General features: G+C 73.4%; 20 protein-coding genes. 11 read left to right on the top strand and 9 right to left on the bottom strand.

Going from position 1 to position 26,995, the window contains the following annotated elements; genetic code table 11:
* The first annotated feature begins 58 nt into the window (after window positions 1–58).
* Window positions 59–3,103 carry an alpha-mannosidase gene (locus ACF062_RS08815; protein WP_392137067.1) on the top strand — a complete coding sequence of 1,015 codons (3,045 nt, stop codon included), beginning with the start codon at window positions 59–61 and terminating at the stop codon, window positions 3,101–3,103.
* Between the two features lie 27 nt (window positions 3,104–3,130).
* On the opposite strand, the gene ACF062_RS08810 is transcribed toward ACF062_RS08815, so the two are convergent.
* Complete coding sequence (locus ACF062_RS08810) at window positions 3,131–4,873, bottom strand: pyruvate dehydrogenase (protein WP_392137066.1); 1,743 nt, start codon at window positions 4,871–4,873, stop codon at window positions 3,131–3,133.
* 97 nt (window positions 4,874–4,970) lie between these two features.
* Window positions 4,971–6,611, bottom strand: a complete 1,641-nt coding sequence (locus ACF062_RS08805) for a protein phosphatase 2C domain-containing protein (RefSeq protein WP_392137065.1) — start codon at window positions 6,609–6,611, stop codon at window positions 4,971–4,973.
* A gap of 559 nt (window positions 6,612–7,170) precedes the next feature.
* On the opposite strand from ACF062_RS08805, the gene ACF062_RS08800 reads away from it, so the two are divergent.
* Genes ACF062_RS08800 through ACF062_RS08790 form a run of 3 tightly spaced genes read left to right on the top strand, consistent with a single transcriptional unit; the run spans window position 7,171 to window position 9,112 of the window.
* A complete protein-coding gene (locus tag ACF062_RS08800; RefSeq protein ID WP_392137064.1) occupies window positions 7,171–8,181 on the top strand; it encodes a helix-turn-helix domain-containing protein in 1,011 nt (336 codons plus the stop codon).
* Window positions 8,182–8,217: 36 nt separating this feature from the next.
* Window positions 8,218–8,700 carry a DUF456 domain-containing protein gene (locus ACF062_RS08795; RefSeq protein ID WP_223777560.1) on the top strand — a complete coding sequence of 161 codons (483 nt, stop codon included), beginning with the start codon at window positions 8,218–8,220 and terminating at the stop codon, window positions 8,698–8,700.
* Window positions 8,701–8,740: 40 nt separating this feature from the next.
* Entirely contained in the window at window positions 8,741–9,112 is a 372-nt protein-coding gene (locus ACF062_RS08790; RefSeq protein WP_392137063.1) for a PPOX class F420-dependent oxidoreductase, read from the top strand.
* Here ACF062_RS08790 and ACF062_RS08785 read toward each other — a convergent pair.
* The 4 genes from ACF062_RS08785 to ACF062_RS08770 form a co-directional block, all read right to left on the bottom strand.
* Complete coding sequence (locus ACF062_RS08785) at window positions 9,048–10,508, bottom strand: DNA-3-methyladenine glycosylase 2 family protein (protein ID WP_392137684.1); 1,461 nt, start codon at window positions 10,506–10,508, stop codon at window positions 9,048–9,050. The genes ACF062_RS08790 and ACF062_RS08785 overlap by 65 nt on opposite strands.
* Window positions 10,509–10,647: 139 nt before the next feature.
* A complete protein-coding gene (gene rsgA / locus ACF062_RS08780) occupies window positions 10,648–11,793 on the bottom strand; it encodes a ribosome small subunit-dependent GTPase A (protein WP_392137062.1) in 1,146 nt (381 codons plus the stop codon).
* A gap of 295 nt (window positions 11,794–12,088) precedes the next feature.
* Entirely contained in the window at window positions 12,089–12,832 is a 744-nt protein-coding gene (locus ACF062_RS08775; RefSeq protein ID WP_392137061.1) for a class I SAM-dependent methyltransferase, read from the bottom strand.
* Window positions 12,829–13,395: a GNAT family N-acetyltransferase gene (locus ACF062_RS08770; RefSeq protein ID WP_392137060.1), complete on the bottom strand. Its 567-nt coding sequence runs from the start codon at window positions 13,393–13,395 to the stop codon at window positions 12,829–12,831. Before ACF062_RS08770 ends, ACF062_RS08775 begins: the two co-directional genes overlap by 4 nt.
* Window positions 13,396–13,624: 229 nt before the next feature.
* Between ACF062_RS08770 and ACF062_RS08765 the strand changes: the two genes are divergently transcribed.
* Window positions 13,625–14,872: a cytochrome P450 gene (locus ACF062_RS08765; RefSeq protein WP_392137059.1), complete on the top strand. Its 1,248-nt coding sequence runs from the start codon at window positions 13,625–13,627 to the stop codon at window positions 14,870–14,872.
* Between the two features lie 9 nt (window positions 14,873–14,881).
* A complete protein-coding gene (locus tag ACF062_RS08760) occupies window positions 14,882–15,097 on the top strand; it encodes a ferredoxin (RefSeq protein ID WP_392137058.1) in 216 nt (71 codons plus the stop codon).
* Between the two features lie 33 nt (window positions 15,098–15,130).
* Here ACF062_RS08760 and ACF062_RS08755 read toward each other — a convergent pair whose 3' ends face one another.
* A complete protein-coding gene (locus tag ACF062_RS08755) occupies window positions 15,131–17,677 on the bottom strand; it encodes a polysaccharide lyase family 8 super-sandwich domain-containing protein (protein WP_392137057.1) in 2,547 nt (848 codons plus the stop codon).
* Between the two features lie 191 nt (window positions 17,678–17,868).
* On the opposite strand from ACF062_RS08755, the gene ACF062_RS08750 reads away from it, so the two are divergent.
* Together ACF062_RS08750 and ACF062_RS08745 are read left to right on the top strand one after the other, a co-directional pair.
* Window positions 17,869–19,116 carry a hypothetical protein gene (locus ACF062_RS08750; RefSeq protein WP_392137056.1) on the top strand — a complete coding sequence of 416 codons (1,248 nt, stop codon included), beginning with the start codon at window positions 17,869–17,871 and terminating at the stop codon, window positions 19,114–19,116.
* Between the two features lie 23 nt (window positions 19,117–19,139).
* On the top strand, window positions 19,140–20,369 hold the full coding sequence (locus ACF062_RS08745) for a hypothetical protein (protein ID WP_392137055.1): 1,230 nt from the start codon (window positions 19,140–19,142) through the stop codon (window positions 20,367–20,369).
* A gap of 16 nt (window positions 20,370–20,385) precedes the next feature.
* Here the strand turns inward: ACF062_RS08745 and ACF062_RS08740 are convergent, their stop codons facing one another.
* A complete protein-coding gene (locus ACF062_RS08740) occupies window positions 20,386–21,078 on the bottom strand; it encodes a pyridoxamine 5'-phosphate oxidase family protein (RefSeq protein WP_392137054.1) in 693 nt (230 codons plus the stop codon).
* A gap of 185 nt (window positions 21,079–21,263) precedes the next feature.
* Between ACF062_RS08740 and ACF062_RS08735 the strand changes: the two genes are divergently transcribed.
* From ACF062_RS08735 to ACF062_RS08725, 3 genes are read left to right on the top strand one after another with little or no spacing between them, the layout of a single operon-like run.
* Window positions 21,264–24,173 (top strand): glycoside hydrolase family 2 TIM barrel-domain containing protein, encoded by a 2,910-nt coding sequence (locus ACF062_RS08735; RefSeq protein ID WP_392137053.1) that lies wholly within the window; start codon window positions 21,264–21,266, stop codon window positions 24,171–24,173.
* A gap of 52 nt (window positions 24,174–24,225) precedes the next feature.
* A complete protein-coding gene (locus ACF062_RS08730; RefSeq protein WP_392137052.1) occupies window positions 24,226–25,725 on the top strand; it encodes a hypothetical protein in 1,500 nt (499 codons plus the stop codon).
* 44 nt (window positions 25,726–25,769) lie between these two features.
* The gene (locus ACF062_RS08725) at window positions 25,770–26,492 is read left to right on the top strand and encodes a hypothetical protein (protein WP_320589583.1); all 723 of its coding nucleotides are present in this window, start codon (window positions 25,770–25,772) and stop codon (window positions 26,490–26,492) included.
* On the opposite strand, the gene ACF062_RS08720 is transcribed toward ACF062_RS08725, so the two are convergent.
* Window positions 26,482–26,904 (bottom strand): NUDIX hydrolase, encoded by a 423-nt coding sequence (locus ACF062_RS08720; RefSeq protein ID WP_392137051.1) that lies wholly within the window; start codon window positions 26,902–26,904, stop codon window positions 26,482–26,484. The two genes, ACF062_RS08725 and ACF062_RS08720, sit on opposite strands and share 11 nt — an antisense overlap.
* Between the last annotated feature and the right edge of the window lie 91 nt (window positions 26,905–26,995).

Here is a 26,995-nt window from a genome sequence, read left to right as displayed (position 1 = left end):
AGCCCCGGGGGGAAGTGAAGCGGTGGACCCCCGCCACCGAGCGTTCCTAGGAGCCCGAGTGCACGACGACAGACTGCTGGTGGAAGGCCGCCTGGAGCGGGCGCTGCGCCAGTTCATCCGCCCCGCCCAGTACCCGCACAGGGCGCCGCTCGCCCTCTCCGTCTGGCATGTGCCGGGTGAGCCCGTGCCGGTCTCGGCCGCCCTGGAGGCCGCATACGAGCCCTTCGAGACCGGTGCGGAATGGGGAAGTCCCTGGTCGACCAGCTGGTTCCGGCTCCAGGGGCGGGTGCCCGAGGAGTGGCGCGGGCGCCGCGTCGAGGTGGTCGTCGATCCCGGTTTCACGGGGGAAGGGCCGGGGTTCCAGGCGGAAGGCCTGGTGTACGACGCTTCGGGCGTGCCCCTGAAGGGAGTTCACCCTCGCAATCGGCATATTCCGGTGGCCTCCCCCGCCCGGGGTGGCGAGCCGGTGCACCTACTCCTGGAGGCGGCGGCCAACCCCGCCGTTCTGCACGACTTCGTGCCGACGCCCCTGGGCGACGTACTGACCGCAGGTACTACGCCGATCTACCGATTCGCGTCTGCCGACCTCGCCGTACTGGATGAGGACGTCTGGCAGTTGACGCTGGACATCGAGGTCCTGTCCGAGCTGATGGACGAATTGGAGGCGGACCGTCCGCGTCGGCACGAGATCCTCCGGGCGCTGGAGGACATGCTCGACGCGCTGGATCTGCATGACGTGCCGGGCACGGCGGCCGCGGGGCGCGCGGCTCTCGCCGGCGTCCTCGCGAAGCCCGCGCACGCGAGCGCGCACCGTGTATCGGCGGCCGGGCACGCGCACATCGACTCGGCGTGGCTGTGGCCCCTGCGCGAGACGGTGCGCAAGGCGTCACGGACCTTTGCCAATGTGACGGCGCTGGCAAAGGAGTATCCGGAGCTGGTCTTCGCCTGTTCGCAGGCCCAGCAGTACGCCTGGGTGAAGGAGCACCAGCCGTATATCTGGGAGCGCATCAAGGAGGCGGTGGGGGACGGCAATTGGGTGCCCGTTGGCTCGATGTGGGTCGAGTCGGACGCCAATATGCCGGGTGGTGAGGCGCTCGCCCGGCAGATCACGCACGGCATGCGGTTCTTCCGCGAGGAGCTGGGCGTGGAGACGGAGGAGATCTGGCTGCCGGACTCCTTCGGATACACCGCCGCGTTCCCGCAGTTGGCGAAGCTCGCGGGCATCCGGTGGTTCCTGACCCAGAAGCTGAGCTGGAACCAGTCCAACAAGATGCCGCACCACACCTTCTGGTGGGAGGGCATCGACGGGACCCGGGTCTTCACCCACTTCCCGCCCGTGGACACCTACAACTCGCAGTTCCACGGCGCCGAACTAGCCCACGCTGAGCGCAACTTCGCCGACAAGGGCCGGGCTTCGCGCTCCCTGGTGCCGTTCGGCTGGGGTGACGGCGGGGGCGGCCCCACCCGCGAGATGATGGAGCGGGCGCGGCGGCTGCGCTCCCTGGAGGGCTCGCCGCGCGTCGAGATCGAGAAGCCGTCGGCGTTCTTCGCGGCGGCCGAGGAGGAGTACGGCGCGCGGGCCCCGGTCTGGTCGGGCGAGCTGTACCTGGAGCTGCACCGCGCGACGTACACCACCCAGGCCGCCACCAAGCGTGGCAACCGCCGCAGCGAACACGCCCTGCGCGAGGCGGAGTTGTGGTGCACGGCGGCAGCGGTGCGCGATCCGTCGTACGTCTATCCCCACGACACCCTCGACCGCCTGTGGAAGACGGTCCTGCTCCACCAGTTCCACGACATCCTGCCGGGCTCGTCGATCGCGTGGGTGCACCGGGAGGCCCGCGAGACGTACGAACGCGTCCTGGCCGAACTCGACGAGCTGACCCGCGCGGCCGTACGTTCCCTCGGCGCGGGCGGGCCAGCGGTGCTGAACGCCTCGCCGTACGCCCGCGACGAGGTCGTGGACACCGGGGACGGCACGCTGGTGCGCGCCTCGGTGCCCGCGCTCGGCACGCGCGGTCTGGACGGCGCCGGAGCACCGGGTCCGGACGCCGTCGCGCACACGACCGGTGCCACGATCCTCCTGACCAACGAGCACCTGAGCGTGACCGTCGACGCCGCGGGGCTGCTGACCTCCGTACGGGACCTGGCGGCGGACCGCGAGGTCCTCGCGGGCCCCGGAAACCTCCTCCAGCTGCACCCCGACCACCCCACGCACTACGACGCCTGGGACCTCGACCGGCACTACCGGCACCGGCACACCGACCTCACGGACGCCGAGTCCGTCGAGCTCGTCGAGGACGGGCCGCTGCGCGTCGCGGTGCGGGTGGTGCGCTCCTTCGGGGCGTCGCGGATCACCCAGGAGATCCGGCTCGCGGCGGGCAGCCGGCGCGTCGACATCGTGACGGACGTCGAGTGGCGGGAGTCGGAGAAGGTCCTCAAGGCCGCCTTTCCGCTGGACGTCCACGCCGAACGGTCCGCCGCCGAGATCCAGTTCGGCCACGTGCACCGGCCCACGCACGCCAATACGAGCTGGGACGCGGCACGTTACGAGATCTGCGCGCACCGCTGGCTGCGGGTGGCCGAGGAGGGCTATGGCATCGCCCTGCTCAACGACTCCACGTACGGCCACGACGTGACGCGCACGGAACACGGCGGCGCGCTCGGCACCACCGTGCGCCTGACCCTGCTGCGGGCCCCGCACAGCCCGGACCCGGAGACCGACCAGGGCACGCACCGCTTCACGTACGCGCTGCTGGCCGGGGCGAGCACGGGGGACGCGGTGGCGGAGGGGCTCGCGCTCAATCTGCCGCTGCGGGTGGCCGCCGCGCCCGTCCTCGCGCCTTTGGTGAGCGTCGACCACCCGGCGGTCACCGTCGAGTCGGTGAAGCTCGCCGACGACCGCGGTGGCGATGTGATCGTACGGCTCTACGAGTCGCGCGGCGGCCGGGCCGCGGCGACGCTCGGCACGTCGTTCCCGGTGGCCCGGGCCGAGGTGACCGACCTCCTGGAACGACCCCTCCGGGAGGCGGAGACGGGCGAGGCCGGCCTGGCGCTCGCCCTGCGCCCCTTCCAGATCGTCACGCTGCGGCTGCGGCCCGCCTGAGCGGCGTGGGTGCCGGGGCCGGGGGCCTCACGGCCTCGGCACGTTGCGCAGGTTCGAACGGGCCATCTGGAGCATCCGGCCCACTCCCCCGTCCAGCACGATCTTCCCGGCGGAGAGCGCGAAGCCGGTCACCATGTCGGAGCTGATCTTGGGCGGCATGGAGAGGGCGTTCGGGTCGGTGACGATGTCGACGAGGGCCGGGCCCTTGTGGGCGAAGGCGTCCTTCAGGGCGCCGGCGAGCTGCTTCGGCTTCTCCACGCGGACGCCGTACGCCCCGGCGGCGCGGGCCACGGCGGCGAAGTCGGGGTTGTGGTTGGCCGTGCCGTGGTTCGGCAGCCCGGCGACCATCATCTCCAACTCGACCATGCCGAGGGAGGAGTTGTTGAAGAGGACTACCTTCACCGGCAGGTCGTGCTGGACGAGGGTGAGGAAGTCGCCCATCAGCATCGAGAAGCCGCCGTCGCCCGACATCGAGACGACCTGCCGCTTGCGGTCGGTGAACTGCGCGCCGATCGCCTGCGGCAGGGCGTTCGCCATCGAGCCGTGGCTGAAGGAGCCGATGATGCGGCGCCTGCCGTTGGGGGTGAGGTAGCGGGCCGCCCAGACGTTGCACATGCCGGTGTCGACGGTGAACACCGCGTCGTCGTCCGCGACTTCGTCGAGGACGGAGGCGACGTACTCGGGGTGGATCGGGGTGTGCTTCTCGACCTTGCGGGTGTACGCCTTGACGACACCCTCCAGGGCGTCGGCGTGCTTCTTCAGCATCTTGTCGAGGAACTTGCGGTTCGACTTGGGCGAGACCCGGGGCGTGAGGCAACGCAGTGTCTCGCGGACGTCGCCCCAGACCGCGAGGTCCAGCTTCGAGCGGCGGCCGAGGTGCTCGGGGCGCACGTCGACCTGGGCGATCTTGACGTCGTCGGGCAGGAAAGCGTTGTACGGGAAGTCCGTGCCGAGCAGGATCAGCAGGTCGCACTCGTGGGTGGCCTCGTACGCGGCGCCGTAGCCGAGCAGGCCGCTCATGCCGACGTCGAACGGATTGTCGTACTGAATGAACTCCTTGCCCCGCAGCGCGTGGCCGACCGGGGACTTGATCTTCTCGGCGAACTGCATCACCTCGGCGTGCGCGCCCGCCGTGCCGCTGCCGCAGAAGAGCGTGACCTTGCCGGCCTCGTCGATCATCTGTGCGAGCTTCTCGATCTCCGCGTCGCCGGGGCGCACGGAGGGCCGGGACGTCACCAGGGCGGTCTCCGCGGCCTTCTCCGGGGCGGGCTCGGAGGCGATGTCGCCGGGCAGCGACACGACGCTGACACCCGATCGGCCGACGGCGTTCTGGATGGCGGTCTGCAGCAGGCGGGGCATCTGCTTCGGGCTGGAGATCAGTTCGCAGTAATGGCTGCACTCCTGGAAGAGCCGGTCGGGGTGGGTCTCCTGGAAGAAGTTGAGGCCGATCTCGCTGGAGGGGATCTGCGAGGCGAGGGCGAGCACGGGCGCCATGGAGCGGTGCGCGTCGTACAGGCCGTTGATGAGGTGGAGGTTGCCCGGCCCGCAGGAGCCCGCGCAGGCGGCCAGCCTGCCGGTGATCTGGGCCTCGGCGCCGGCCGCGAAGGCGGCGGTCTCCTCGTGCCGTACCTGGACCCAGTCGATGCCCTTCGTCCGGCGGATCGCGTCCACGACCGGGTTGAGGCTGTCGCCGACGACTCCGTACATGCGCTGGACGCCCGCGCGGACGAGGATGTCGACGAACTGCTCGGCGACGTTCTGCTTGGCCATGCTGCACGCACCTCTTCATCCTTGGAACTCTCGGACCCGGTACTCGCTGTGATCGCGTTCAAACGCCGTCGGATCCATGAATTCACAGGTGCGGCGGTCATGCCTCCCAAACGGCGGCTGCCGTCCGGTCGTCCGCGTAGCCCTTCACCCGCACCTGGATGTCCGCGAGGAAGACCGCGAGTCCCGGCGCGGGGCCCTTCACCCACCGGTCCGTGAGGTGCTCGGCCAGCGCGGGTTCGCCGCGCAGCGGCTCGGCCAGGCCGCCGCTGCACAGCAGGAGCGTGTCACCCGGCCGGGCGACCGAGGCGCGGAAGCGGAACGGGTCGCGGGGTGGTTCGGGTGCCGGTTCGTAGGGGCTCGGGGGCGTGGTGATGCCGAGGTCCATCGTGAGGTGGTCGCCCTCCGGTGTCCGGGCCCGCGGCGAGCCGAAGCCGACCACGGCGTCGCCGGTGGCGTCGGCGACGCGGGGCTCGATGTCCTGCCACGCGCCGTCGCGCAGCCGGAAGAGGCCGCCCGCCCCGACGCCGAAGAAGACGCGGGTACGGCATTGGGGGTCGGCGGGCAGGAGGAGGCAGCGCAGGGAGGCGGCGTACTCGTGCGGGGCGAGGCCGAGGTCGGTGGCGCGCGCCCGGAGCTTGCCGAGGCTGCGGTCGGTGAGGCGGTGCAGGCCCGACTTCAGGTCGCCGCGCCGGGCGGCCCTGATGTCCTCGGCGAGCCGTTGGTGGCTGCGGCCCACGGCCCGGCCGATCCACGCGCAGGCCTCGGCGGCGGCGCGGTGGGCGCCGGGGGTGGCGCGGGCGCCGGTGGCCATGGCGACGAGCACCAGGGCGTCCGCGCCGACGCCGAAGCGGGCGGTCAGCAGGGAGTCGCGGCGGGGCTCTCCGCGGTACCGGGCGGAGTCGCCGCGTACGGAGGCCGCGCGCAGGGTGGCGGTTCCGTACCGCGCCCCGTCGAGCACGGTGTCGGCGACGAGCTCGCCGAGGTCGTCCGGGTCGGCGGCGGGCAGGGCTGTGGGCTCGGCCTCGTAGGTGGGCGGCCCGTCACCGACGTGGCCGGGCACGGCCTCAGGCGTGGCGCCCCCCGAGGCTCCCGACGCCTCACCCGACACCCCCGCCCCAAAGGTCACCGGCCCACTGGGCCCTCTGGGCGGCTCCCAGGGAGCGGGCCTCAGCGGGGCGCTACGGGCCGCGGATGGCCGGCGTGGGCTGGGCAGGGCGGCCGCGCCTGGCGCGGCGGATGGGTCGAGGCCCGGTGGAGTCGCCGAGGCCGACCAGCCCTCCCCGGCGGGCGGGTCCGGCGTCCCCCCGAGACCGGAACCGGGTGAGCCGGCCGTGGCAGGCGACCTTGACGGCCGGGGCGGCGGCCCCGAGGGACGCGGCGGCTCGGACGATCCAGGTGAGCCGGACGGAGCGGATCGGCCGGGTGGGGACGGTGGTGTCGGCGGGGGCAACTGGCCTTGGGGGGTGGGGGGATCCGGCGGGACCGGTGGGCCGGGTGTCGTCGGTGGGGTGGGCAGGGTCGGCGGTGGAGGGGATGTGGTGCCGGGATCGGGCTCGGGGGGCGGGGGTGGCCCTTTGTCCTCCAGCGGGGACCGCTTCACCGTGTCCGCCGCCGAGGCGAACCTGTCGTCGAGGGTGTCCGGTGCGGGTGTCGGGCCCGTGTCCTGTGCGGCGTCGTCGTACAGCTGCCCCCACCAGTCGTCGTCGCGGCCGGTGCGCCTCTCCCCCTGCTGGCTCATGCCCCTATTTTCCACCGCGGACGCCGTACGAAAACGGTGCATCCGGAAATTTTGGCCGTCTTGGCGACGAAAGGGGCCGCCGGGCGGGCCCACCCCCCACAGGAGGACCGCCCGGCGGTGTCCGTGTGGCCGGCGCGCGTCGCAGGCGCGGGCCACGGTCTGTGTGACGCGGGTGCCCTGAGCGCCCGTCAGGCGGGCCTGCCCAGGCCCGTTCACCGCAGGCACCCGCGTGGTCCGCGGTCGCGCTCCACTCGCCGGCGTGCTCGGCGGTCGTCGCCGCCTTCCATGTGTCGCCCTCGTCGTAGGAGTACGACAACTTCACCTCGGTGAGTGCACCCGGCCTGTAGCCCGCGTGCCCAGTAGCGCCGAGTTCAATCCGCCGGCCGTCATAAGCGGCCGCGGTCGGTGCCACGGTGGCGTCACCCTGTCATCGGGCAGGGCGATGCGGGGATGATGTCCCGGGGCGGGTTCACGCCGTGGCCGTTTCCCGCCACGGCGCTGTCGGGACGGAGCTTCACGGCGCCGTCGGAACGGGAGCTTCGAGGAGGGACGTCGCCGCATGCTGGCAGCGATAGGTCTGGACGAGACGCACGAGGCGGCGTACCGCGCGCTGGTGTCGGTGGGGGCAGCCGACGTCTCCGATCTCGCCCGCAGGCTCGCCCTCGGGGAGCCGGAGACCGAGCGGGCGCTGCGCCGCCTGGAGCGGCACGGCCTGGCCGCGCAGGCGTCCGGCAGGGCGGGCCGCTGGGTGGCCGCGCCGCCCGGCGTCGCGCTCGGCGCGCTGCTCACCCAGCAGCGGCACGAGCTGGAGAAGGCGGAGCTGGCAGCGACCCTGCTCGCCGAGGAGTACCGCGCGCAGGCCGCCGAGCCCGCCGTCCACGACCTCGTCGAGGTGGTCACCGGGGCGGCCGCCGTCTCACAGCGCTTCCTCCAGTTGCAGCTGGGGGCGAGCGCCGAGGTGTGCGCGCTGGTGACCGGCAGCCCCGTCGCGGTCACCGGCATGGAGAACAGCGCCGAGGAGCAGGCCGCGAGCCGTGGCGTCCGCTACCGCGTGGTGGTCGAGCGTGCCGTCCTCGACCTGCCCACCGGCCTGGTGGAGCTGTCGACGGCGATCGGCCGCGACGAGCAGGTACGGGTCGTGGACCGCGTCCCGACCAAGCTGGTCATCGCCGACGGCTCGCTCGCGATGGTGCCGCTCACCTCACGGACCGCCGAGCCCGCCGCCCTCGTCGTGCACGCCAGCGGGCTGCTGGAATCGCTGACGGGGCTCTTCGAGGCGGTCTGGCGGGAAGCGCTGCCGCTGCGCCTCGGCGAGGACCGCGGCACGGTGCGCGAGGACGCCCCCGAGGGCCCGGACGGCACGGACCTGGAGGTCCTCTCGCTGCTCCTCGCGGGCCTGACCGACGCGAGCGTCGCCAAACAGCTCGACCTCGGGCTGCGCACGGTGCAGCGCCGGGTGAAGCGGCTGATGGAGCTGACGGGCGTGACGACGCGGCTCCAGCTGGGCTGGCACGCGTACGAGCGGGGCTGGGTGGCGCGCCGCTCCCGCGCGCCGCAGGGGCTAATCTGACCTGCGGTTTCGCCGGATCTGCGGCACTCTGGGCAGATGGGAGCGTGGGAACTCCTGCTGGTCGGCGTGGTCATGCTGCTCGGCCTGTGCGGAGTGCTGGTGCCCGGAGTGCCGGGGCCGTGGCTGGTGTGGGCCGCCGTCCTGTGGTGGGCGCTGCAGGATCCGAAGGGGCTGGCCTGGGGTGTCCTCGTCGGCGCGTCCGTCGTCCTGCTCGCGGCGCAGGCCGTGCGCTGGCAGCTGCCGCCCCGCAGGTTGCGGCAGAGCGGCGCCACGCGGCGGATGGCCGTCTTCGCCGGCGCCGGGGCGCTGCTGGGCTTCTGCCTGGTGCCGGTGATCGGCGCGGTCCCGGGTTTCATCGGCGGCATCTACACCGGGGAGCGGCTGCGGCTCGGCGGCCACGGCGAGGCGGTGGCGGCCACGCGGACGGCGATGCGGATGGGCGGGACGAGCGTGCTGACCGAGCTGTTCGCGTGCCTGCTGATCCTTGGGGCGTGGCTCGGCGCTGTCTTCTGGGGCTGATGGGCTGCTGTCGGGGAGGGCGGCGTGCGAGGCTCGCCGCATGACCGAATTCAGCGAGGCCGAGCGCGCGTATCTGAAGTCCCAGCGGCTGGGGCGGATGGCCACGGTCGACCCGAAGGGACAGCCGCAGGCGAACCCCGTCGGTTTCTTTCCGCAGGACGACGGCACGATCCTGGTCGGCGGGCATGCCCTTGGCACCACCAAGAAGTGGCGCAACCTCCAGGCGAACCCGAAGGTGTCCCTCGTCATCGACGACATCGTGAGCCTGAAGCCCTGGACGGTGCGGGGCATCGACATCCGGGGCGAGGCCGAACTGCTCACCGGTCCCCACGAGTTGGGGCCCGATTTCAGCGAGGAGCTGATCCGGATCCATCCCCGGCGGATCCACAGCTGGGGGCTCGGCGAGGCGTGAGCGTCCGCTCCGCCCGCAGGTGGCACAGGGCGTACGAGCGCCAGGGGCGCCAGGCGTCGCGGACCGGCTCCGGTTCGCCGGGCAGGGCCACGTCGGGGTCGCCGAGGGCCCGGGTCCTGATCAGCGCGGCGGTACGCGCGTCGAGGCCGGGCAGGGCGAGCAGCGCCGCCTCGGAGTCGTCCCGGTCGGCGCCCGCGTCCAGGCGCAGGGTGCCGTCGGCGAGCGCCGTCGCCAGCGTGCCGAGCGGGCCGGGCTCGGCGGCCAGTTCGGCGGGTGTCGGGAAGACGTGGGTGAGCCGCCCGCACGCGGCGTCCAGCGCCTTGCCGTGCCGCTCCACGAGCCGTTGCGCGGCGGCCCGGCCGACGAGGGCCCGCACCGCGAACTCCTCCGGGTCGGCCGTGCCCGGCGAGCGCAGTCCGGGCCGGGCGGCGACCAGCGGGGCGAGGCGGGGGTCGCCGCCGAGCCGCTCGTCCACGGCGTACGGATCGGCGTCCAGGTCGAAGAGGCGGCGCAGGCGCTGCACGGCCGTGGTGAGGTCGCGCAGGTCGGCGAGGTGCAGCCGGGCGTCGAGCCAGCCGCCGCGGTGCACGGCCGCGGAGCCCGACCTGTCCCCTGCCCCCGGTGGCGGGTGCGCCTCCTCGACGGCCACGATGCCCGTGCCGTGGGGCAGCCGGAGCGTACGCCGGTAGGTGCGGGCGCCGCGCTCGCCGGTGACCTCCTCGATGCCGGGCACCGCCTCCTGCCCGAGCAGGTCGAAGACCGCCGCGGCCTGGTAGGGCCCACGGTGGGCGAGGCGCAGCGGGATGCCGGCGGCGGGTGTGGCGCGGGCGGTGCCGCGCTTGGGGGCGGCGGCGCGCAGGGCGGTCGGCGTGAGCGCGTACACGGCCTTGATCGTGTCGTTGAACTGCCGGACGCTGGCGAACCCGGCGGCGAACGCGATCTCCGTGATCGGCAGGTCCGTGGTCTGGAGCAGTACGCGCGCGGTGTGGGCCCGCTGCGCACGGGCGAGCGCGACGGGGCCCGCGCCCAGTTCGGCGGTGAGCTGGCGCTGCACCTGCCGGGCGCTGTAGCCAAGACGTACGGCGAGTCCGGGCACGCCCTCGCGGTCGACGACGCCGTCGCCGATCATGCGCATGGCGCGGCCCACGACGTCGGCGCGGACATTCCACTCGGCGGAGCCGGGGACGGCGTCCGGGCGGCAGCGGCGGCAGGCGCGGAAGCCCGAGGTCTGGGCGGCGGCGGCCGTCGTGTAGTAGCGGACGTTCTGCCGTTTGGGGGTGACGGCGGGGCAGCTGGGACGGCAGTAGATGCCGGTCGTCTCGACGGCGAAGAAGAACTCTCCGTCGAAGCGGGCGTCCCGGCTGCGCACGGCCTCGTATCGGGTCTCCTCATCGATCACGCCTTCATTGTGGAGCCGCGAGGACGCCCCGGCTGGCGGAATTCGGACACGGCGCTGAGCGTCGGCGGGGGCGCGGGGAACCGCGCGCTCAGCCACGACCGGCCCGCAGCTCCCCACAACCCTGACCCGCCCGAGCTCAGCGCACGCGCCCCCGCTTGATCTCCATCGCCGCGCGCCCCTCCGCGCCCCGCAGCCGCCACTCGCGCCGCAGCTCCGCGCGGACCCGCGCGTCGGTCTTGGCGACGATGCGCTGGTTCTCGCGGATCAGCTTGCGGTAGCTGTCGAGGCGGCGTTCGGGCAGCGTGCCGTCCTCCGCCGCGGCGAGCACCGCGCAGCTGGGCTCCGCGGTGTGGGCGCAGTCGTGGAAGCGGCAGTTCTCCGCCAGTTCCTCGATCTCGGCGAAGACCTGCCCGACGCCGGTCTCGGCGTCCCACAGGCCGACGCCGCGCAGCCCCGGCGTGTCGATGAGGACGCCGCCGGCGGGCAGCAGCAGGAGGTTGCGGGTCGTCGTGGTGTGACGGCCCTTTCCGTCGATGTCACGGATCGCCTGGACCTCCATGATGTCGGCCCCGGCGAGCGCGTTCGCCAGCGTCGACTTGCCCGCGCCGGACTGGCCGAGGAGCACCGACGTGCCGCCCGAGACGACCGCGGCGAGCACGTCGACGCCCTGCCCGGACGTGGCGCTGACCGCCAGCACCTGCACGCCGGGCGCGGCGGTCTCGACGTCCTGGACGAGGTGCGCGAGCGTGGCGCCGTCCGGCACGAGGTCGGCCTTGGTGAGCACGACGACCGGCTGCCCGCCCGACTCCCAGCCGAGCGCGAGGAACCGCTCGATCCGCCCGAGGTCGAGCTCGGCGGCGAGCGAGACCGCGATGATCGAGTGGTCGACGTTGGACGCGAGGATCTGCCCCTCGGACCGCTTGGACGAGGTGGAGCGCACGAAGGACGTGCGGCGCGGCAGATACGCGCGTACGTAGCGGGGGTCGCCGCCGTCCGGGTCCACGGCGGCCCAGTCGCCGGTGCAGATGACCTTCAGCGGGTCGCGCGGGGTGACGAACTCGGTGTCGGCGCGCACCGATCCGTCGGCGGTGACGAGGTCGCACTGCCCGCGGTCCACCCGCACGACCCGTCCGGGCAGCAGCCCCTGCGCGGCGTACGGCGCGAACTCGGCCTCCCACTGCGCGTCCCAGCCGTAGGGGGCCAGGGGATGCGGGGCGGACGAGGACGAACCCGGAAGAGAGGAGGAAGAAAGAGAAGAAGACGGAAGAGAGGAGGAAGACAAGGGGGACCCTTCACAGGGTGGCCCCGGCGCACGCGTACGAGGACGCGCGGAGAAGGTTGTTCGGTCAGCCGGTGGCCACGGAGGTGTACTTGATGAACTTCCGGATACGGGCAGCGCCCGTCGCGACGACAGCCATCGGTCACACCTCCTGGTCCTGCAATGCCGGCACCGGCGGCCGTGGAGCGGCCACCGAGGAACGAGACGCAGCTTAGATCCGGTCCCCCGCGACGCGCCATCGATTTACCGGCGGCGCGTGGAGCCCCGGAGCCGGAACCCGCCTCACTCCCCGCCGACCTCAGACCCCGTCCGCCTCCGGCCGCCGCGCCACGAAGACGAACTCCCGGCCCGGCCGGTCAGGGGCGTCGCGCACGTCCTCGACCACGTACCCCTGGGCCGCCAGGTCCGCCTCGACCTCCGCCCGCTGCCGGAAACGCAGCGTCGAGTCCGAGGTGAGCACCTTTCCGTCCGCCGCGAACACCAGGGTCCAGCGGAACGTCACCACGGGGCCGTCGACCGCGGTCACCTCAAGCCAGCGTTCGAGGGCGCCGACGCCCGCGACCTCCGTCACCTGGTGCGTGGCCTCGCGGTTCCACTCCTCCCAGGCGCGCCGGGCGGGGTCCCTGGTCTCGAACACCAGGCGTCCGCCCGGCCGCAGCGCCTCGTACGCGCCCCGCAGGGTGCCCTGCCAGTCGGCCGGGTCCGCGATGGCCTGGGCGACGTTCGCCGTCATGGTCGCGAGGTCGACCCGCAGCGGCGGGAGCGCCGTCGCGTCGCCGACGAGCCAACGCACCTGTTCCGCCCCCTGTTTGGCGCGGGCCACGTCGACGGACGCCCCGGCGGGGTCGACGCCGACGACCTCGATCCCGCGCCGGGCGAGGAGCAGCGCGAACACGCCCGTCCCGCAGCCGATGTCCAGTACGCGGCGCGCGCCGAACTCCTCGGCCATGCCCAGGTACGCGTCGAGATCGCTCCGGTCCGGGTCGAGCGGGTCGTACAGCGCGGCGAGCCGCGGGTCTCCGTAGGCGTTGTCGACGTTCATCGGAGCGCTGCCCCGGACCGCGCGGCGCGCCACTCCGGTGCGAGGACCGACCAGATCTCGGTGTCCTGCCGCACGCCCCGGTAGGGGTCGTTCTCCCGCTGTACGCCGTCGAGGCTCATGCCGAGCCGCTTGGCCACGTTGATGCTCGGGCGGTTCTCGGAGGCCACCAGCCACTCCACGCGGTGCATCCCGCGCACCTCGACCGCCCAGTCGACGATGACGCGCACGGCGCGGGTCACCAGGCCGCGGCCCGCGGCGGCCGGTTCCAGCCAGCAGCCCGCCTCACAGGTGCCGGACGCCGTGTCGAAGACGCGGAGGAGGACACCGCCGACGAGACGTCCGTCGAGCCAGATGCCGTACAGGCGGCCGGTGTCGGCGGCGGCCTTGTCGGCGTACACCTGTAGCCAGTCGCGTGCGGCCTTCAGGTCTGCCGTGATGTCGGGAAGCCCCACGTAGCGGCCGATGAAGTCACGGCCGCGGTCCATGTGAGCGAGGAACTCCTCGGCCTGCCAGGGCTCCAGCGGGCGTAGTTCGGCTCCGTCGCCGAGGGGTATCGCGAACATCCTCTTGTCCTCCACAGTGGCCGACGCGTGATCCTCCCGGATACTCGCACGCCCAAGAAGCGGGCCCGGCACTCGGAGGGGGCAATTCCGGACAGTTCCGCCCGCGGCGGCGATCTGGCCGGTCTTGGCGTGGACGAGATAGATGCCTGAGGCATCGAATGAGGGAACGGGCATATGCGTGAACGGGCATATGCGCATACGGAAACAGCTGCGCTTGCGAGGTACGTCCATGACGGAGTCGACCAAGTCCGGACCCATCACCACCACCCCCACCCCCGTCCCCGCCAACGTCCACTTCCCTCAGGACCGCTCCTGTCCCTACCACCCGCCCACCGGTTACGCGCCTTTGCGGGAGGCCCGCCCGCTCGCCCGCGTCACCCTCTTCGACGGGCGGCCCGTCTGGCTGGTGACGGGGCACGCGGTGGCCCGCGAACTCCTCGCCGACCCGCGGCTCTCCACCGACCGCGAGCACGAGGACTTCCCTTCGCCGACCGAACGCTTCGCCCGCGTCCGCAAGCGGGGCGTCGCGCTGCTGGGCGTCGACGACCCGCGCCACAACGTCCAGCGCCGGATGCTGATCCCGAGCTTCTCGGTCAAGCGCATCGCCGCGCTGCGCCCGCGGATCCAGGAGACCGTCGACCGGCTCCTGGACGCCATGGAGGCCGAGGGGCCGCCCGCCGAGCTGGTGAGCGCGTTCGCGCTGCCCGTGCCGTCCATGGTGATCTGCGCCCTGCTCGGGGTGCCCTACGCCGACCACGACTTCTTCGAGGAGAGGTCACGGCGGCTGCTGCGCGGCCCGAGGGCCGAGGACACGCAGGCGGCGCGGGACGAACTCGACGCCTACTTCTTTGCGTTGATCGACCGCAAGCGGCGTGAGCCGGGCGACGGGCTCCTCGACGAGCTGATCCACCAGCAGCTCGCGGAGGGCGCGGTGGACCGCGAGGAGCTGGTCAGCCTGGCCACGATCCTGCTCGTCGCGGGGCACGAGACCACGGCGAACATGATCTCCCTCGGTACGTTCACCCTGCTCCAGCACCCCGAGCGGCTGGCCGAACTGAAGGCCGGCCTCGACGCCGACGAGCCCCTGACGCCCTCCGTGGTCGAGGAGTTGCTGCGCTATCTGTCCATCGCGGACGGGCTGCTGCGGCTGGTGAAGGAGGACATCGAGATCGCGGGCAGCACGCTGCGCGCCGGTGACGGCGTCATCTTCTCCACCTCCCTCATCAACCGCGACGACGCGGCCTACGAGTCCCCGGAGGAGCTGGACTGGCACCGCGCGACCCGCCACCACCTCGCCTTCGGCTTCGGTGTCCACCAGTGCCTGGGCCAGAACCTCGCCCGGCTGGAGCTGGAGATCGCCCTGCGGTCCCTCTTCGAGCGCCTGCCGGGGCTGCGTCTCGCGGTGCCCGCCGAGAAGATCCCTTTCAAGCCGGGCGACACGATCCAGGGGATGCTGGAACTCCCCGTCACCTGGTAGGGACAGGCCATGGCGGACGAGACGACGAGCAAGGTGGTACGCGTCGACGGTGACCGGTGTGTGGGCGCGGGCATGTGCGCGCTCACCGCACCGGCCGTCTTCACGCAGGACGACGACGGCTTCGGCCAGGTGCTGCCGGGCCGCGAGGACGGCGGCGACCCAATGGTGAGGGAAGCCGTACGGGCGTGCCCGGTACAGGCCATCAGCTTGGAGGAAATTACCTGACCGGATCTCAAGAGACTGTCTGCTAGCGGCTGTTCAGCCTCGTAGTGTCACCGTGAAGCTTCTGCCGTACGCGTGATGGGTGTCGACGTCGATCCGTGTGCCGCCGGGGTCCCGGTTCACCCGCACGCCGTCGTCCGCGGTGACCTTCCGGAGGCGGCGGCCGCGGAGCAGGACCGTGATCCTGTCCCGGTCCATCGTCGGGTCGGACACGGCGACGGTGGTGGTGCCGCCGCCGCGGCCCCGACGGCGCACGATGACGGATGCCGGCCCATCGACGCGCAGGCCGGCGGCCTCGTGGCGCCCCGGCGTGAAGGAGTTGGCGGCCGTCAGACCGAGACCGGAGTGCGTAACGGCCTGGAGACGCGGGGAGTTGGCGAGGACCTCGATCCGTCCATGGCGGTGGGCGCGCAGCCAGTCATCGGTGGCGTTCGGCACCAACGCGTAGGCCAGGCGTGCCGGTCGGGCCCCGGCGGCCCCGTGGACCGTCACACCGAACACCGAACGCGTCACGGGGGCATCGGGGTTGGCGGTGCGCACGACCCGGCGGCTGCGCGTGACCCGCTCCAGGGTGACGCTCACCGGCGGGACGTCGAGGAAGAGGTAGCCGACGGCGGTGCCGCGCGTGGCGTTGGCGTAGCGCAGCCAGCGCAGGTCCGCGGTGCCGGGGCCCGACCAGGCGCGGCCGTCGCGGCGCATCCCGGTGAGCGTGGTCCGGTCCTCGGGGGCGGCGATGCGGGCGTCGACAGTCGTGGTCACGGCCCGCCCACCGGCGTCGCCGACGCCCGCGGCGAGCACCACGACCTCCTCGTCGAGCAGAAACCACGACTTCGTCGCCCGAGCGCCGCGGTACACGACGAAGTCGTCCGGGAGCAGGGCGCGGTCGCGGTAGGCGGCGTCGCTGGACTGCACCAGACCCGCCGCGCCGTACGCCCCGAGGACCGCGCCGCCCGACCACTCGTTCGTGCCGCGCGGGAAGTAGACGTACTTGTTCTGCGACTCGGAGGAGGAGGTGAAATTGAGGGGGTGCCCGGGGTTGTCGTAGTACGCCTTGCCGTACAACTCGGGTACGGTGCGCCGCTGTTCGACCGGCGCCGTGACACCCGCCAGGCCGTACGGCGAGACCGTCGTGAAGTAGTCGACGCCGTACGCCTGGGTCTGGTCCTGGCCCGAGAGGTAGAGGTAGTGCGCGCCGTCGCCCTGGAACCACGGCATGAGGTTCTCGCCGTTCATGTACTCGTACTTGCTGATCCGGTCGGAGCTGCGCGCGAGCGCGAAGGCGTAACCGGGCCTGCGGTGCACGGTCTTGTCCATGGCGTTGAAGGCGACGCTGCGCTCGGCCGGGTTGAGGTCGGCGGGCGGCACGGAGGCGTCGCCGACGATGTCGGCGTAGCGCACGATGCTGACCGGGGAGACGAAGCGGGCCGGATCGAGTGCGGTGCGCGAGGTGGCCCTGATGTGCTTGACGTAGCTCTTCAAGGCGGTGGCCTCGGCGCCGGCGGCGAGCGAGGCGAGGTCGACGACGGCCTCCACGACCACCGCCACGTCGGTGTATCCGGAGTCCGTGCGGGCCACGGCCCGGCCCTTGACGATCTCCATCATCCAGCCCTCGAAGATCACCGGGGCGAAGCCGTCCCGCACCCAGTCGTACACGGTCGGCACCAGCTCCGCGCCGTGCGCGAACCCGGTGCCTTCGAGGATCTTGAGGGTCTGCACGACCCGGCTGAGCAGGCCTTTGCCGTACGAGCCCGTGTACGCGACGGAGGCGTGCTGGATGAAGGAGCCGTCCGCGTAATGGCCGTCCGTCACGCCGTGCCGCAGGCGGTAGGGGTCGATGGTGAGGAAGACCGTCAGCTGGTCGGTGAGGGCCTTGCGGATGCGGGCGTCGCCCTCGTCCGCTCCGAGGAGGGCGCCCTGGAGGATGCGGTTGGTGGTGATGTCGGCGAGGTTGGCGCCGGTGTGGAAGCGCGAGTCGAGGTCGACGTCGCCGCCGGTGCCGTTGCGGAGGTAGGCGTCCATGGACGTCACGTAGGTGCGCACCAGGTCGGGGCGGTGGGCGCGCACCTCGTCCGCGAGCAGCGCCAGGGTCTTGCTGATGTGCTGGGAGATGCCGATCTCCCAGTGGAACCAGTTGCCGTAGTAGCCCTTGGCCTGGTCGCCGTAGTAGCGCTCGTGCAGCCAGACCAGGCCGTCGAGCACGCGGCGCTGGACGGCGGTGTCGCCGTACAGGCCGCCAGGGCCGGGCGTGCGGGTGGCGAGGGCGGTCTCGTACAGGCGCCGGTAGGCGGTGTTGAGGTTCGCCTCGTCGGTGCCGAGCGCCAAGCCCGCGAAGAGTTCGCCCTCGCCCGCGTCGTCCATCGCCTTCAGGTTCGCCCGCGCGGCGCGTTCGACCGCGGCGAGCTTCCCGGCCGTCTCCGGCCGGGCGTTGGACGCGGCGGTCCCGGCGAGGATGGCCACGGTGTTGGCGAGCAACTGGGCGCGGCCCTTCGCCGCCGTGGCGGCGTCCACCCGGCCGGCGGGGATCACCGCCAGGAGTCCGGCGGCCGACAGGGCGGACAGCAGGCGTCTGCGGGTGATCTCCATGGCGGCCTCCACCGGCGGCGTACGGGGCGTTCCGGCGTTCCTGACTGTGGACGGGCTCGGACGGGTGTTCAGGCGGCCGGAGTCAAGCAGATGCCCCCACCCGCGACAAGGGTCCCCGCGCCGACGGGCGGACCCGCGTTGATACGGTCCCTCCCTGATCTTGATGCGGTACACGGGGGAAGGGGAGCACCATGCCCGGGACGGGCGCGCCGCGCGCGGCGCGACGGCGCATATGGCTCGTGTCCGGCCTGGTGGCCCTGGCGGTGATCGCGTCCTGCGTGACGTGGCGCGTCGTGTCCCGGGCCGAGGACCGCGAGGAACGGCTCGCGGCCAATCAGCGGCAACTGGCGCGCGCCTGCGCGGGGCTGCTCCCCGCCGAGCTCGGCGCCTTCGTGCCGGACGACGAGCCCGGCGTACTGGACGAGTTCGGCACGATGCTGCGGCCCCACGAGGAGAGCCGCGCCCTGCTCGACTGCACACTGTCGTGGGGTGGGGGCGGCGACGCCTGGGAGCCCGACGCGCAGGCGCGGGTGCGCGCCGAGGCCGTCCTGACCCGCACCACCGGGCCCGCGCTCGACGGCTCCTTCGGGCTGCCGCTGCCGGACAGCGCACTCGGCGCCGTGTCGACCGACGACCGGCTGACCGGCAGCGCGGTGTCGGCCTCCCTGCTCACCGACTGCCCCAAGGGCCTCACCGGGCGCGTGCGCCCCTCGCGGGACCTGCTCGTCACGGTGGACCTGCCCTCGGCGGCCGACGACGAGTACGACGTCCCCCGGGCCGACCGCCTCCTCGCGTCCCGCACGGCGGTGCGCGTCGCCGACTGGGTGGCGAAGAAGCAGGGCTGCGGCGGCCGCCCCCTGAAGGCCGGACCCGCCGCCCCGGCCAAGGCCCCGAAGCTCTGCTCCTGGCTCTCCCCCAAGGCGCTGCGGCTGGCGCCGGGCGAATGGAAGTTCGACCGGGACGTGGCGACGTACAGCAGGCGCACCGGCGTGTGCGGCGGCCGGCTGGACGACAGCTCACCCGCCGAGGAGCTCGCGGTCAAGGCGGTGGGCGCGGAGAGCTGGTCGGGGGTGCTCGCGGGCGGCGCGTACGACAGCCACCGGGGCGGCTCCCACGTCCCCGTCCCCGGCGACCGGGCCGAGGCCGGCAAGCCGGTGACGATCCAGGAGTCCGGTGACGACCCGCTGCTCGCCCTGTGGGCGCGGTCGCGGTGCGCGGCGGGCCCCACCTACCACCGCGTCACGGTCACCCCGCATATCGGCTTCACGGACGGCCCGCGATCGGGCACGACGGTGCTGGAGCCGAGGGAGCGGCGGCAGCTCTCGCGGAAGGCACGGGCCGTGCTCGACCGCTATCTGGCCGCGCCGGACGGCTGGCCGCGGCGCGCGCACTGCCGGGACACGAAGGTCATGGGAGAGGTGGCGCAGTGGCGCGGCTGACGTGGGAGACGAGGGCGGGGCGCGTGGGACTCACGTCCTGCGGGGTGCTCGTCGCCCTGGCCCTGATCGCGGGCGGCTACTACTGGTGGGGCGGGCCGCACGAGCGCCGCGTGGCGCAGCGGGTGCTCGACGAGGCGTGCGGGGGTGTGCTGCCGTCGGACGAGATGCGTGCCGTCCTCGGCGAGGGGCCGTTCCGGAGCGGGCGCGGCCGGACCGGTCTGCGGGAGGCGTACGACGGCGAGCGCCAGGTGACGTGCGCGGTCAGCCGCAGGACCGAGCAGCACGCCGGCCATCCGACGCATGACGCCTCCGTCGAGGTCTCCGTGCAGAGCGTGCCCGAGCGGCGCGTAAGCCCTTCCGCCGAGGGCCGTGCGGCAGAACTCCCGCGCGGGTACGGCGTGTTGTACCCGGAGGTGCCGGTCGAACTGCCGCCCGCCGCGCTCGGCGGAGGCTGGCGGGGTCTGTTCACGACCGGCGAGGGCTTCACGAACCTGGCCGGCCGCGACTCGGCGACGACCACGGTCCTGCTGGACTGCGCCCGCGAGGGAGGTGGCCTGCTCGTCACCGTCGGCGTGAGCGACGAGGACGTCACGCTCGACGACCCGCGCCGCCGCGCCGCCTACGCGCGGATCGCCACGGCGACGGCCGCGAAGGCCTCGCGGACGTGGGGCTGCGACGCCCCCCTCGGCAAGCCCCTGCGCACCGTGGCCCTGCCGGTCAACGCCGACGAGGACGTGCCGCTCGCCGACGCGTCCGGCACCTGCCGCGGTGTGCCCGGCCGGGGCGCGCGGGTGTCCCGGGCGTGGGAGGGCAGGCCCTCGGGCGGCGGCCCGGTCGAGGTGTGCGTGCTCGCGGGCGGCCGTACCGGGACACCGGCCGGGGCCCCGGGGGGCGAGGCGCGGCGCTACCGTCTCGTCGCGTACTACGGGCCGTACGCGGAGGCCGAGCGGCTGCGTCAGCAGGAGCGGCACGGCCGGTACTCCGAGGAGCCCGTCCCCGGCGACGACGCCCCGGCGGGTCGGCTGCCGGGCGGCGGCCACTGGGCGAGCGCCACGTGCCGCGACGGCTCCGGGCCCGCCCTGTTCACGGTGCGGCCGAGCGACGCGACGGACGGGGAGGCGTACGAGACGGACGGTGAGCGCCGCGCCCCGAAGCCGTCCGCCGCCGACCTGGCGTACGAGCGCGCCGCGCTGAAGGGCTTCGCCGGGCGCTCGGCGAGGGAACACGGCTGCGGGGCGCCGAAGCTGCCCTGAGCCGCGGGGCGTCCCCTCACCCCTGCCGGGTGCCGCCGCGCCCCGTGATGTGCGGGGGCGGCTCGATGCCGGCCGGGAGCAGCGGGTCGGCGACGGGCGCGCCCCAGGTGGCGGTCAGCGGGAGGGTGCCCGCCCAGACGCCGAGCGCGGCGTCCGGGCCCTCGCCGTCCTCCGGTGGTCCGACGGCCGTCTTGACGGAGGCCTCGGCGAGGGAGAGCGCGAGAAGGGTGGTCGCGGCGAGCTCCTTGCGGCTGGGACGGCGGGCGTAGTCCCACTGGCCAGGTGCCGCGTGCTCGGTGAGCAGGCGCAGGCCGCGCAGTTTCTCGTCGGGGTCGGTCACCGTGCGCGGGACGCCGTGGATCATCGCACTGCGGTAGTTGACGCCGTGTTCGAACACCGAGCGGGCGAGGACCAGTCCGTCGACGTGCGTGACGGTGACGCAGACCGGCGCCTTTGGGGCGGCGGCCAGGCTGCGGCCGGCGACGGAGCCGTGCAGGAAGAGGTGCGTGTCGTCACGGCCGTACACCGTGGGCACGACCATCGGGTGGCCGTCGACGACCACACCGAGGTGGCAGACGAAGCCCGCGTCCAGGATCGCTTCGAGGTCGGCGCGCGCCAGGCTGCCCTGTGCGCGCAGGCGTCGGTGGCGCGTGCGGTCGGTCACGGGCAGTTCCGCGGGCAGCGCTGACGGCTGCGATGCTCTGTTCATGCCAGCCCAAGTTACTGATATCGCAGACCAGTTGCCACACTTCTGCGGAATCAGTTGCCACGCACAGACATGACCACGTTATCCGCAGCCCGTCTCGCGTCCGTCCAAGCGATGCCCGAAGAGTCCATCGACTCCCGCTCCGAAACAATTGTGAGCCGCCACCCGGGCGCGGTCTGATGGAACGCATGGACCTCCGCATGGACCTCCGCGACCACGACGGCAACCTCGACGCCCACCACGAGGACGTGTCCCCCGGCACCGGCAGCCTCCCGCCCCGCGCGTGGTACGCGACGTCGGACGCCCCCGCCCTCTCCCTCAACGGAACCTGGCGCTTCCGCCTCTCCCCCACCGCCGACGCCGAGGACGACGCGTTCACCGCCGGGCACCACGACAGCGGGGCCTGGGACGAGATCACGGTCCCCGGCCACTGGGTCCTCCAGGGCCACGGCGCGCCCCAGTACACCAACCAGCTCTATCCGTTCCCGGTGGACCCGCCGCGGGTGCCCACCGAGAACCCCACCGGCGACCACCTGCGCGTCTTCGGCCTGCCCGCCGACTGGCCGGACACCGGCACCTCGGTCCTGCGCTTCGACGGGGTCGAGTCGTGCGCCCGCGTCTGGCTCAACGGCACGGAGCTGGGCGACTTCAAGGGCTCCCGGCTGGCCCACGAGTTCGACGTCGGCGCGCTGCTGCGCCCCGAGGGCAACGTCCTCGCGGTCCGCGTCCACCAGTGGTCCGCGGGCTCGTACCTGGAGGACCAGGACCAGTGGTGGCTGCCGGGCATCTTCCGCGACGTGACGCTGCTGCACCGGCCCGAGGGGTGCGTGGGCGATCACTTCGTCCACGCCTCGTACGACCATCGCGCGGGGACGGGCACGCTGCGGGTCGACGCGGATGTCCAAGGACGCGTCACCGTCGCCGAGTTGGGCATCGACGTGGCGACGGGCGAGGAGGCCACCGTGCCCGTCGAGCCGTGGACCGCCGAGACACCGAGGCTCTACGACGGTCTCCTGGCGACGGCGGGCGAGCGGATCCCGCTGCGCGTCGGCTTCCGCACGGTCGCCCTGGAGGACGGGCTGATCAAGGTCAACGGACGGCCCGTCCTCTTCCGGGGCGTGAACCGCCACGAGTTCCACCCGGAGACCGGCCGCGCCCTTGACCTCGACACCATGCGCGCGGACGTCCTGCTGATGAAGCGGCACAACATCAACGCCGTCCGCACCAGCCACTACCCGCCCCACCCCGCCTTCCTCGACCTGTGCGACGAGTACGGCCTGTGGGTCATCGACGAGTGCGACCTGGAGACCCACGGCTTCCAGGCCGTGGGCTGGCGCGGCAACCCCGTCGACGACGACCGCTGGACACCCGCGCTCCTGGACCGCGCGGCCCGCATGGTCGAGCGCGACAAGAACCACCCCTCGGTCGTCATGTGGTCGCTGGGCAACGAGTGCGGGACGGGCCGCGGCCTGACCGCCATGGCCGAGTGGATCCGCGCACGCGACCGCTCCCGCCTCCTGCACTACGAGGGCGACAGCTCCTGCGCGGACACCGACGTCCACTCCCGGATGTACGCCGATCACGCCGAGGTCGAGCGGATCGGCCGGGGCGAGGACACGGGCCCCGACGAGCGCCGCGAACTCCCCTTCATCCTCTGCGAGTACGGGCACGCCATGGGCAACGGCCCCGGCGGCCTCAGCGAGTACCAGCGGCTCTTCGAGACGTACGAGCGGCTCCAGGGCGGCTTCATCTGGGAGTGGATCGACCACGGCCTCGCCCACCCCGCGTACGGCTACGCCTACGGCGGCGACTTCGGCGAGGAGCTGCACGACGGCAACTTCGTCTGTGACGGGCTGCTGTTCCCCGACCGGACGCCGTCGCCCGGCCTCATCGAGTACAAGAAGGTGATCGAGCCCGTCCGCATCGACGGCGACGGCCGCGACGGCACCGTCCTCGTCACCAACCTCCACGACTTCGCGGACCTCACCCACCTGGCCTTCACCTGGTCGTACGAGGTGGACGGCGTGAGCGTCGCCGACGGCGCCCTGCCGGTGCCCGCGACCGGCCCCGGCGAGCGCGCCGAGGTGAAGCTGCCGCCGGCGCCGGCCCGGGGCGGGGACGCGGAGACCCGGTGGACGGTGCGGGCGGTGCTCGCCGACGACACGGCGTGGGCGGCGCGCGGCCATGTGGTGGCGTGGGCCCAGCTGGTCGACGAGGCGGGCAGGACCGAGCCGGTCCCGCCGGGCGGCCTGGCGCCGGTGCGCGAGAGCGGCCGCGTCCTGCTCGGCCCGGCCGTCTTCGACGCCCGCGGAACGCTGCTGTCCCTCGGCGGTCTGGAGATCAGGGACCTGCGCCTTGACGTGTGGCGGGCGCCCACCGACAACGACAACGGCATGCCCTGGCGCCCCGAGACGCCACCCGCCGCCCAGTGGCGCGCACTCGGCCTCCATCGGATGCGACACCGCGTGGACGACGTCGAGTTGGCCGAGAACGCCCTCACCGTACGCACCCGGGTGGCACCCGCGGCGAGCGACCTCGGCCTACGGGTGGCCTACCGCTGGCGGTCGGACGGCAGCCGCCTGCTCCTGACGCTGCGAGTGGAACCGGAGGGCGAGTGGCAGGTGCCGCTGCCCCGCGTCGGGATCCGCTTCGGGCTGCCGGGCGCGTCCGGTCCCGTCCGGTGGTTCGGCGGCGGCCCCGGCGAGGCGTACCCGGACACCGGGGCGGCGTCGCTGGTGGGCGTCTGGGAGTCGGACGTCGACGCCCTCCAGACCCCCTACGTGCGCCCGCAGGAGAACGGCGCCCGGCCCGGTCTGCGCTGGGCGGAGATCGGCGGCCTGCGGATCGACTCGGGCGACGGCCCGGCGTTCACCGCCCGCCGCTGGACCACCGAACAGCTCGACGCAGCCCGGCACCGCACCGATCTCACCCCCGGCGACACCGTCTGGGTCAACCTGGACATCGGCCGGCACGGCATCGGCTCGGGATCCTGCGGTCCCGGCGTCCTGCCGCACCATCAGCTGCACGCGAGGCCCGAGACGTTGCACGTCGCCTTCTCCACCGCCGTGACCCGGGGAAACGGAGCCGCCCCGCACTAGACTGGGCCGGCACGCAGACCCCACGTGCCGCCCTGGGGGGAGGGAGCGCCCCGTGTCACACCAGCGGCTCGGCCGCGGCCCGTCGAGGCCCGGCCCCTCCCCCGGGCCCGCCCCCGACGCGCCGCCGGGGCGGTTCGTGGGGTGGCTCGGCGGCTTCGGCTGCGCCGCCGCCGGGTACGCGGTGTTCCAGTCCCTGGTCGGCGTGTTGCCGGACACGTTCTCGGCGGACGCCGCGCGGTACGGCATCGCGGCGGTGAGCGGCCTCGGCGTGGGCCTCGCCGCCTGGCTGTCGGCCGCGCTGCTCCGGGCAAGGGCGGACCACGCAGGCAACACAGGCGACTCGGACAGCGCAGACAACGCAGGCGACGCAGCCGACGCCGGCAGCAGGGCGGGGCACCTCGGCCATCCGGGGCTCGCGGGCCTGCCCCGGCCGCGCGGGCCCCGCACCGGCCCGGCGGCGCCCACCGCGCCCGCCCCCTCGGAGCCCGGACAGCTGCCAGGACCGCTGCCGGTGCTCCTCGCCGCCTCCTACGCCACGCTCGCCGCCGAGCTGACCACCCTCGACGACCCCGAGCGTGGCCGGCTCACCGGCTGGCCGCACGCCCTGGACGAGCAGACGAGGCCGGTGCGGCCCACACCGACGGGCACCGCCTACGGCCTGCACGCCGTCCTCGAACTGTCCGCCCCCGACGGCCGGGTGAGCGTCAGCGACCTGACGCGGACGCTGTGGCGGCTGCGGCTGCGGGACGGCGGCTGGGCGGCCCGCTCCCAGGGCACCAGGCCGCGCCCCGAGGTGACGGCGCTCGCGCTCGGCGCGCTCGCCCGGGCGGGCGCGGACCCGGAGCGTGTCGCCGCCGAGGCGTCCCGCTGCGCCGCGGCCTTCACCGCGGAACTCGAACCGTCCGGCTTCGGCCGCACCCACGTGGTGACCACGGTGCTGCGCGGCCTGCTGCGCACGGCGCCGCACGCACCGGACGTGGCCCGGCTGCGGGACGAGCTGGTCGACCGCACGATCACCGATCCGGCCAGGGAACACCGACGCTGCTGGGGCGCCACCCTGCGCGGCCCTGCCACCCGCCCCTCACCCGTGCACACCGCGCAGGCCGTGGTCGCCCTCGACCGGACGGCCCGCGTCCTGGACGAGGACGCGAACATCCGCGCGGCCCGCGAGGACGGCGTTCGCTGGCTGCTCTCCTGCCCGCAGCCGCTCCACGAGGCCTGCGTGGACCTGACGAACACGCAGGAGGAGGTGCGCCGTCCGCACCCCGTCGACTCATGGCGCCAAGAGGTGCTTTTCGTACGGCACTTCACCGCGGCCTGGATGGTGCGGGCGCTCCTGACGCCGGGTGCCTGGCGGGTCGCCGTGGACGACGGGCGCGAGGAGCAGTGGCACGCGCTCCTCGCGAGCGCCGTCGGCTCGGTGTGGAGCCAGCAGGACGACGGGATATGGAACTGGGACGGGCATGATCTCGGCCGCCCGCTGTGGATGACCTATCAGGGCCTTTCGGCGCTGCGGGCACATGCCGTATGGATGTATCAGCCGGGTACCTGAACCCCGGGCCCGGCGCGGGCGCGCGCGGACGAGGGGGAAGAGCTGTGGGTGCTCGGCACGTGCACGGGGCCAGGCGGCTGCTCGAAGCGGCACTGGACGGCCCGACGGAGGACGACCTGGTGCGGGCCGCCCGCGCCGTCGTCGCCGAACTGGGGTCGCCGGAACGCCTGTTGCCGCTGGTGGCCGAGCTCGCGGCGGGGGCCGGTGACCCCTCGGGATGCGCACTCCTGTCGTACCGCCATGTCCTCGGCTTCGACAAGCTGCTCCTGATCGACGGCGGGCCCCGGCACAGGCTGCGCGCGCACGTGTGGCATCCGGGGGCGGGCGCGCGTGAGGACATCCACAACCACCGCTCCCCGCTGGCCTCCAGCGTGGTGCGGGGCGCGCTCGGCATGGAGCTGTTCGATCCCGTCGAGGAGGCGGACGGCGGGGGCGGGCAGACGGCCGCGCGGTACCGGGAGTCCCTCACGGGGGCGGGGGGCGACTGGCTGCTTGAGCCAGCGGGCCGGGCGCGGCTGCGGCTCGCGCAGAGCGCCGTGTACGCGGCGGGCAGCGGGTACGCCCTGCCGTCGTACGCCCTGCACCGGGCGTGGTGCGCGTCGCCGGACGTGACGGTGACGCTGTTCCTGGAGACGGGGGCGGGTCGACGGCGCTACACGGACGTGTTCACCGGCCCCGCCGAACCGACGCGCGCGGTGGCGAAGGAGCCGCTGGACGTGGCGGACTACCTGGCGGAGCTCGCGGCCCTCGCGGGACTCATCGGCTGAAGGCGCTGAAGGCCTGGCGGACGATGTCGTGGTTGTAGTCGTCGATGTCGACGGTGCCGAGCTCGGTGGGGAGCAGCCAGCGGTGCTCCTGGTCGGGCAGGGGCAGCACCACGTCGAAGGAGAGCGGTTCGACGAGGAAGTTGTCCTGCCAGTTCTTCACCTCGTGGCCCCGGTAGGTGCTCAGGAACGACGACTCGCCCACCTTGCGCACCACCTTGCCGAGCAGGCCGGTCTCTTCCTTCAGCTCCCTGAGGACGCCGTCGCGCGGGCTCTCGTGCGGTTCGAGCTTTCCGCAGGGCACGCCCCACACCCGGGGCAGGAACCGCTCGGTCTCGCTGCGGCGTACGAGCAGGACACGGCCTCGATGGGCCACGACGGCCGCCGCGAGCCGGTTCTCGCCGGGATAGTCCATGCCTTCCACCGTAGCGGGGAATCGGGGGTCCGGACAGTCGGGCAGGCCGTGTCCGATTCCTTCAAGACCCGTCACCGGCACGGCCCCTACG

The organism is Streptomyces sp. NPDC015345 (assembly GCF_043078805.1).
Taxonomy (GTDB): Bacteria; Actinomycetota; Actinomycetes; order Streptomycetales; family Streptomycetaceae; genus Streptomyces.
Note: the sequence above shows the minus strand (reverse complement) of the source record. Positions and strands in the feature narration are given on the sequence as shown.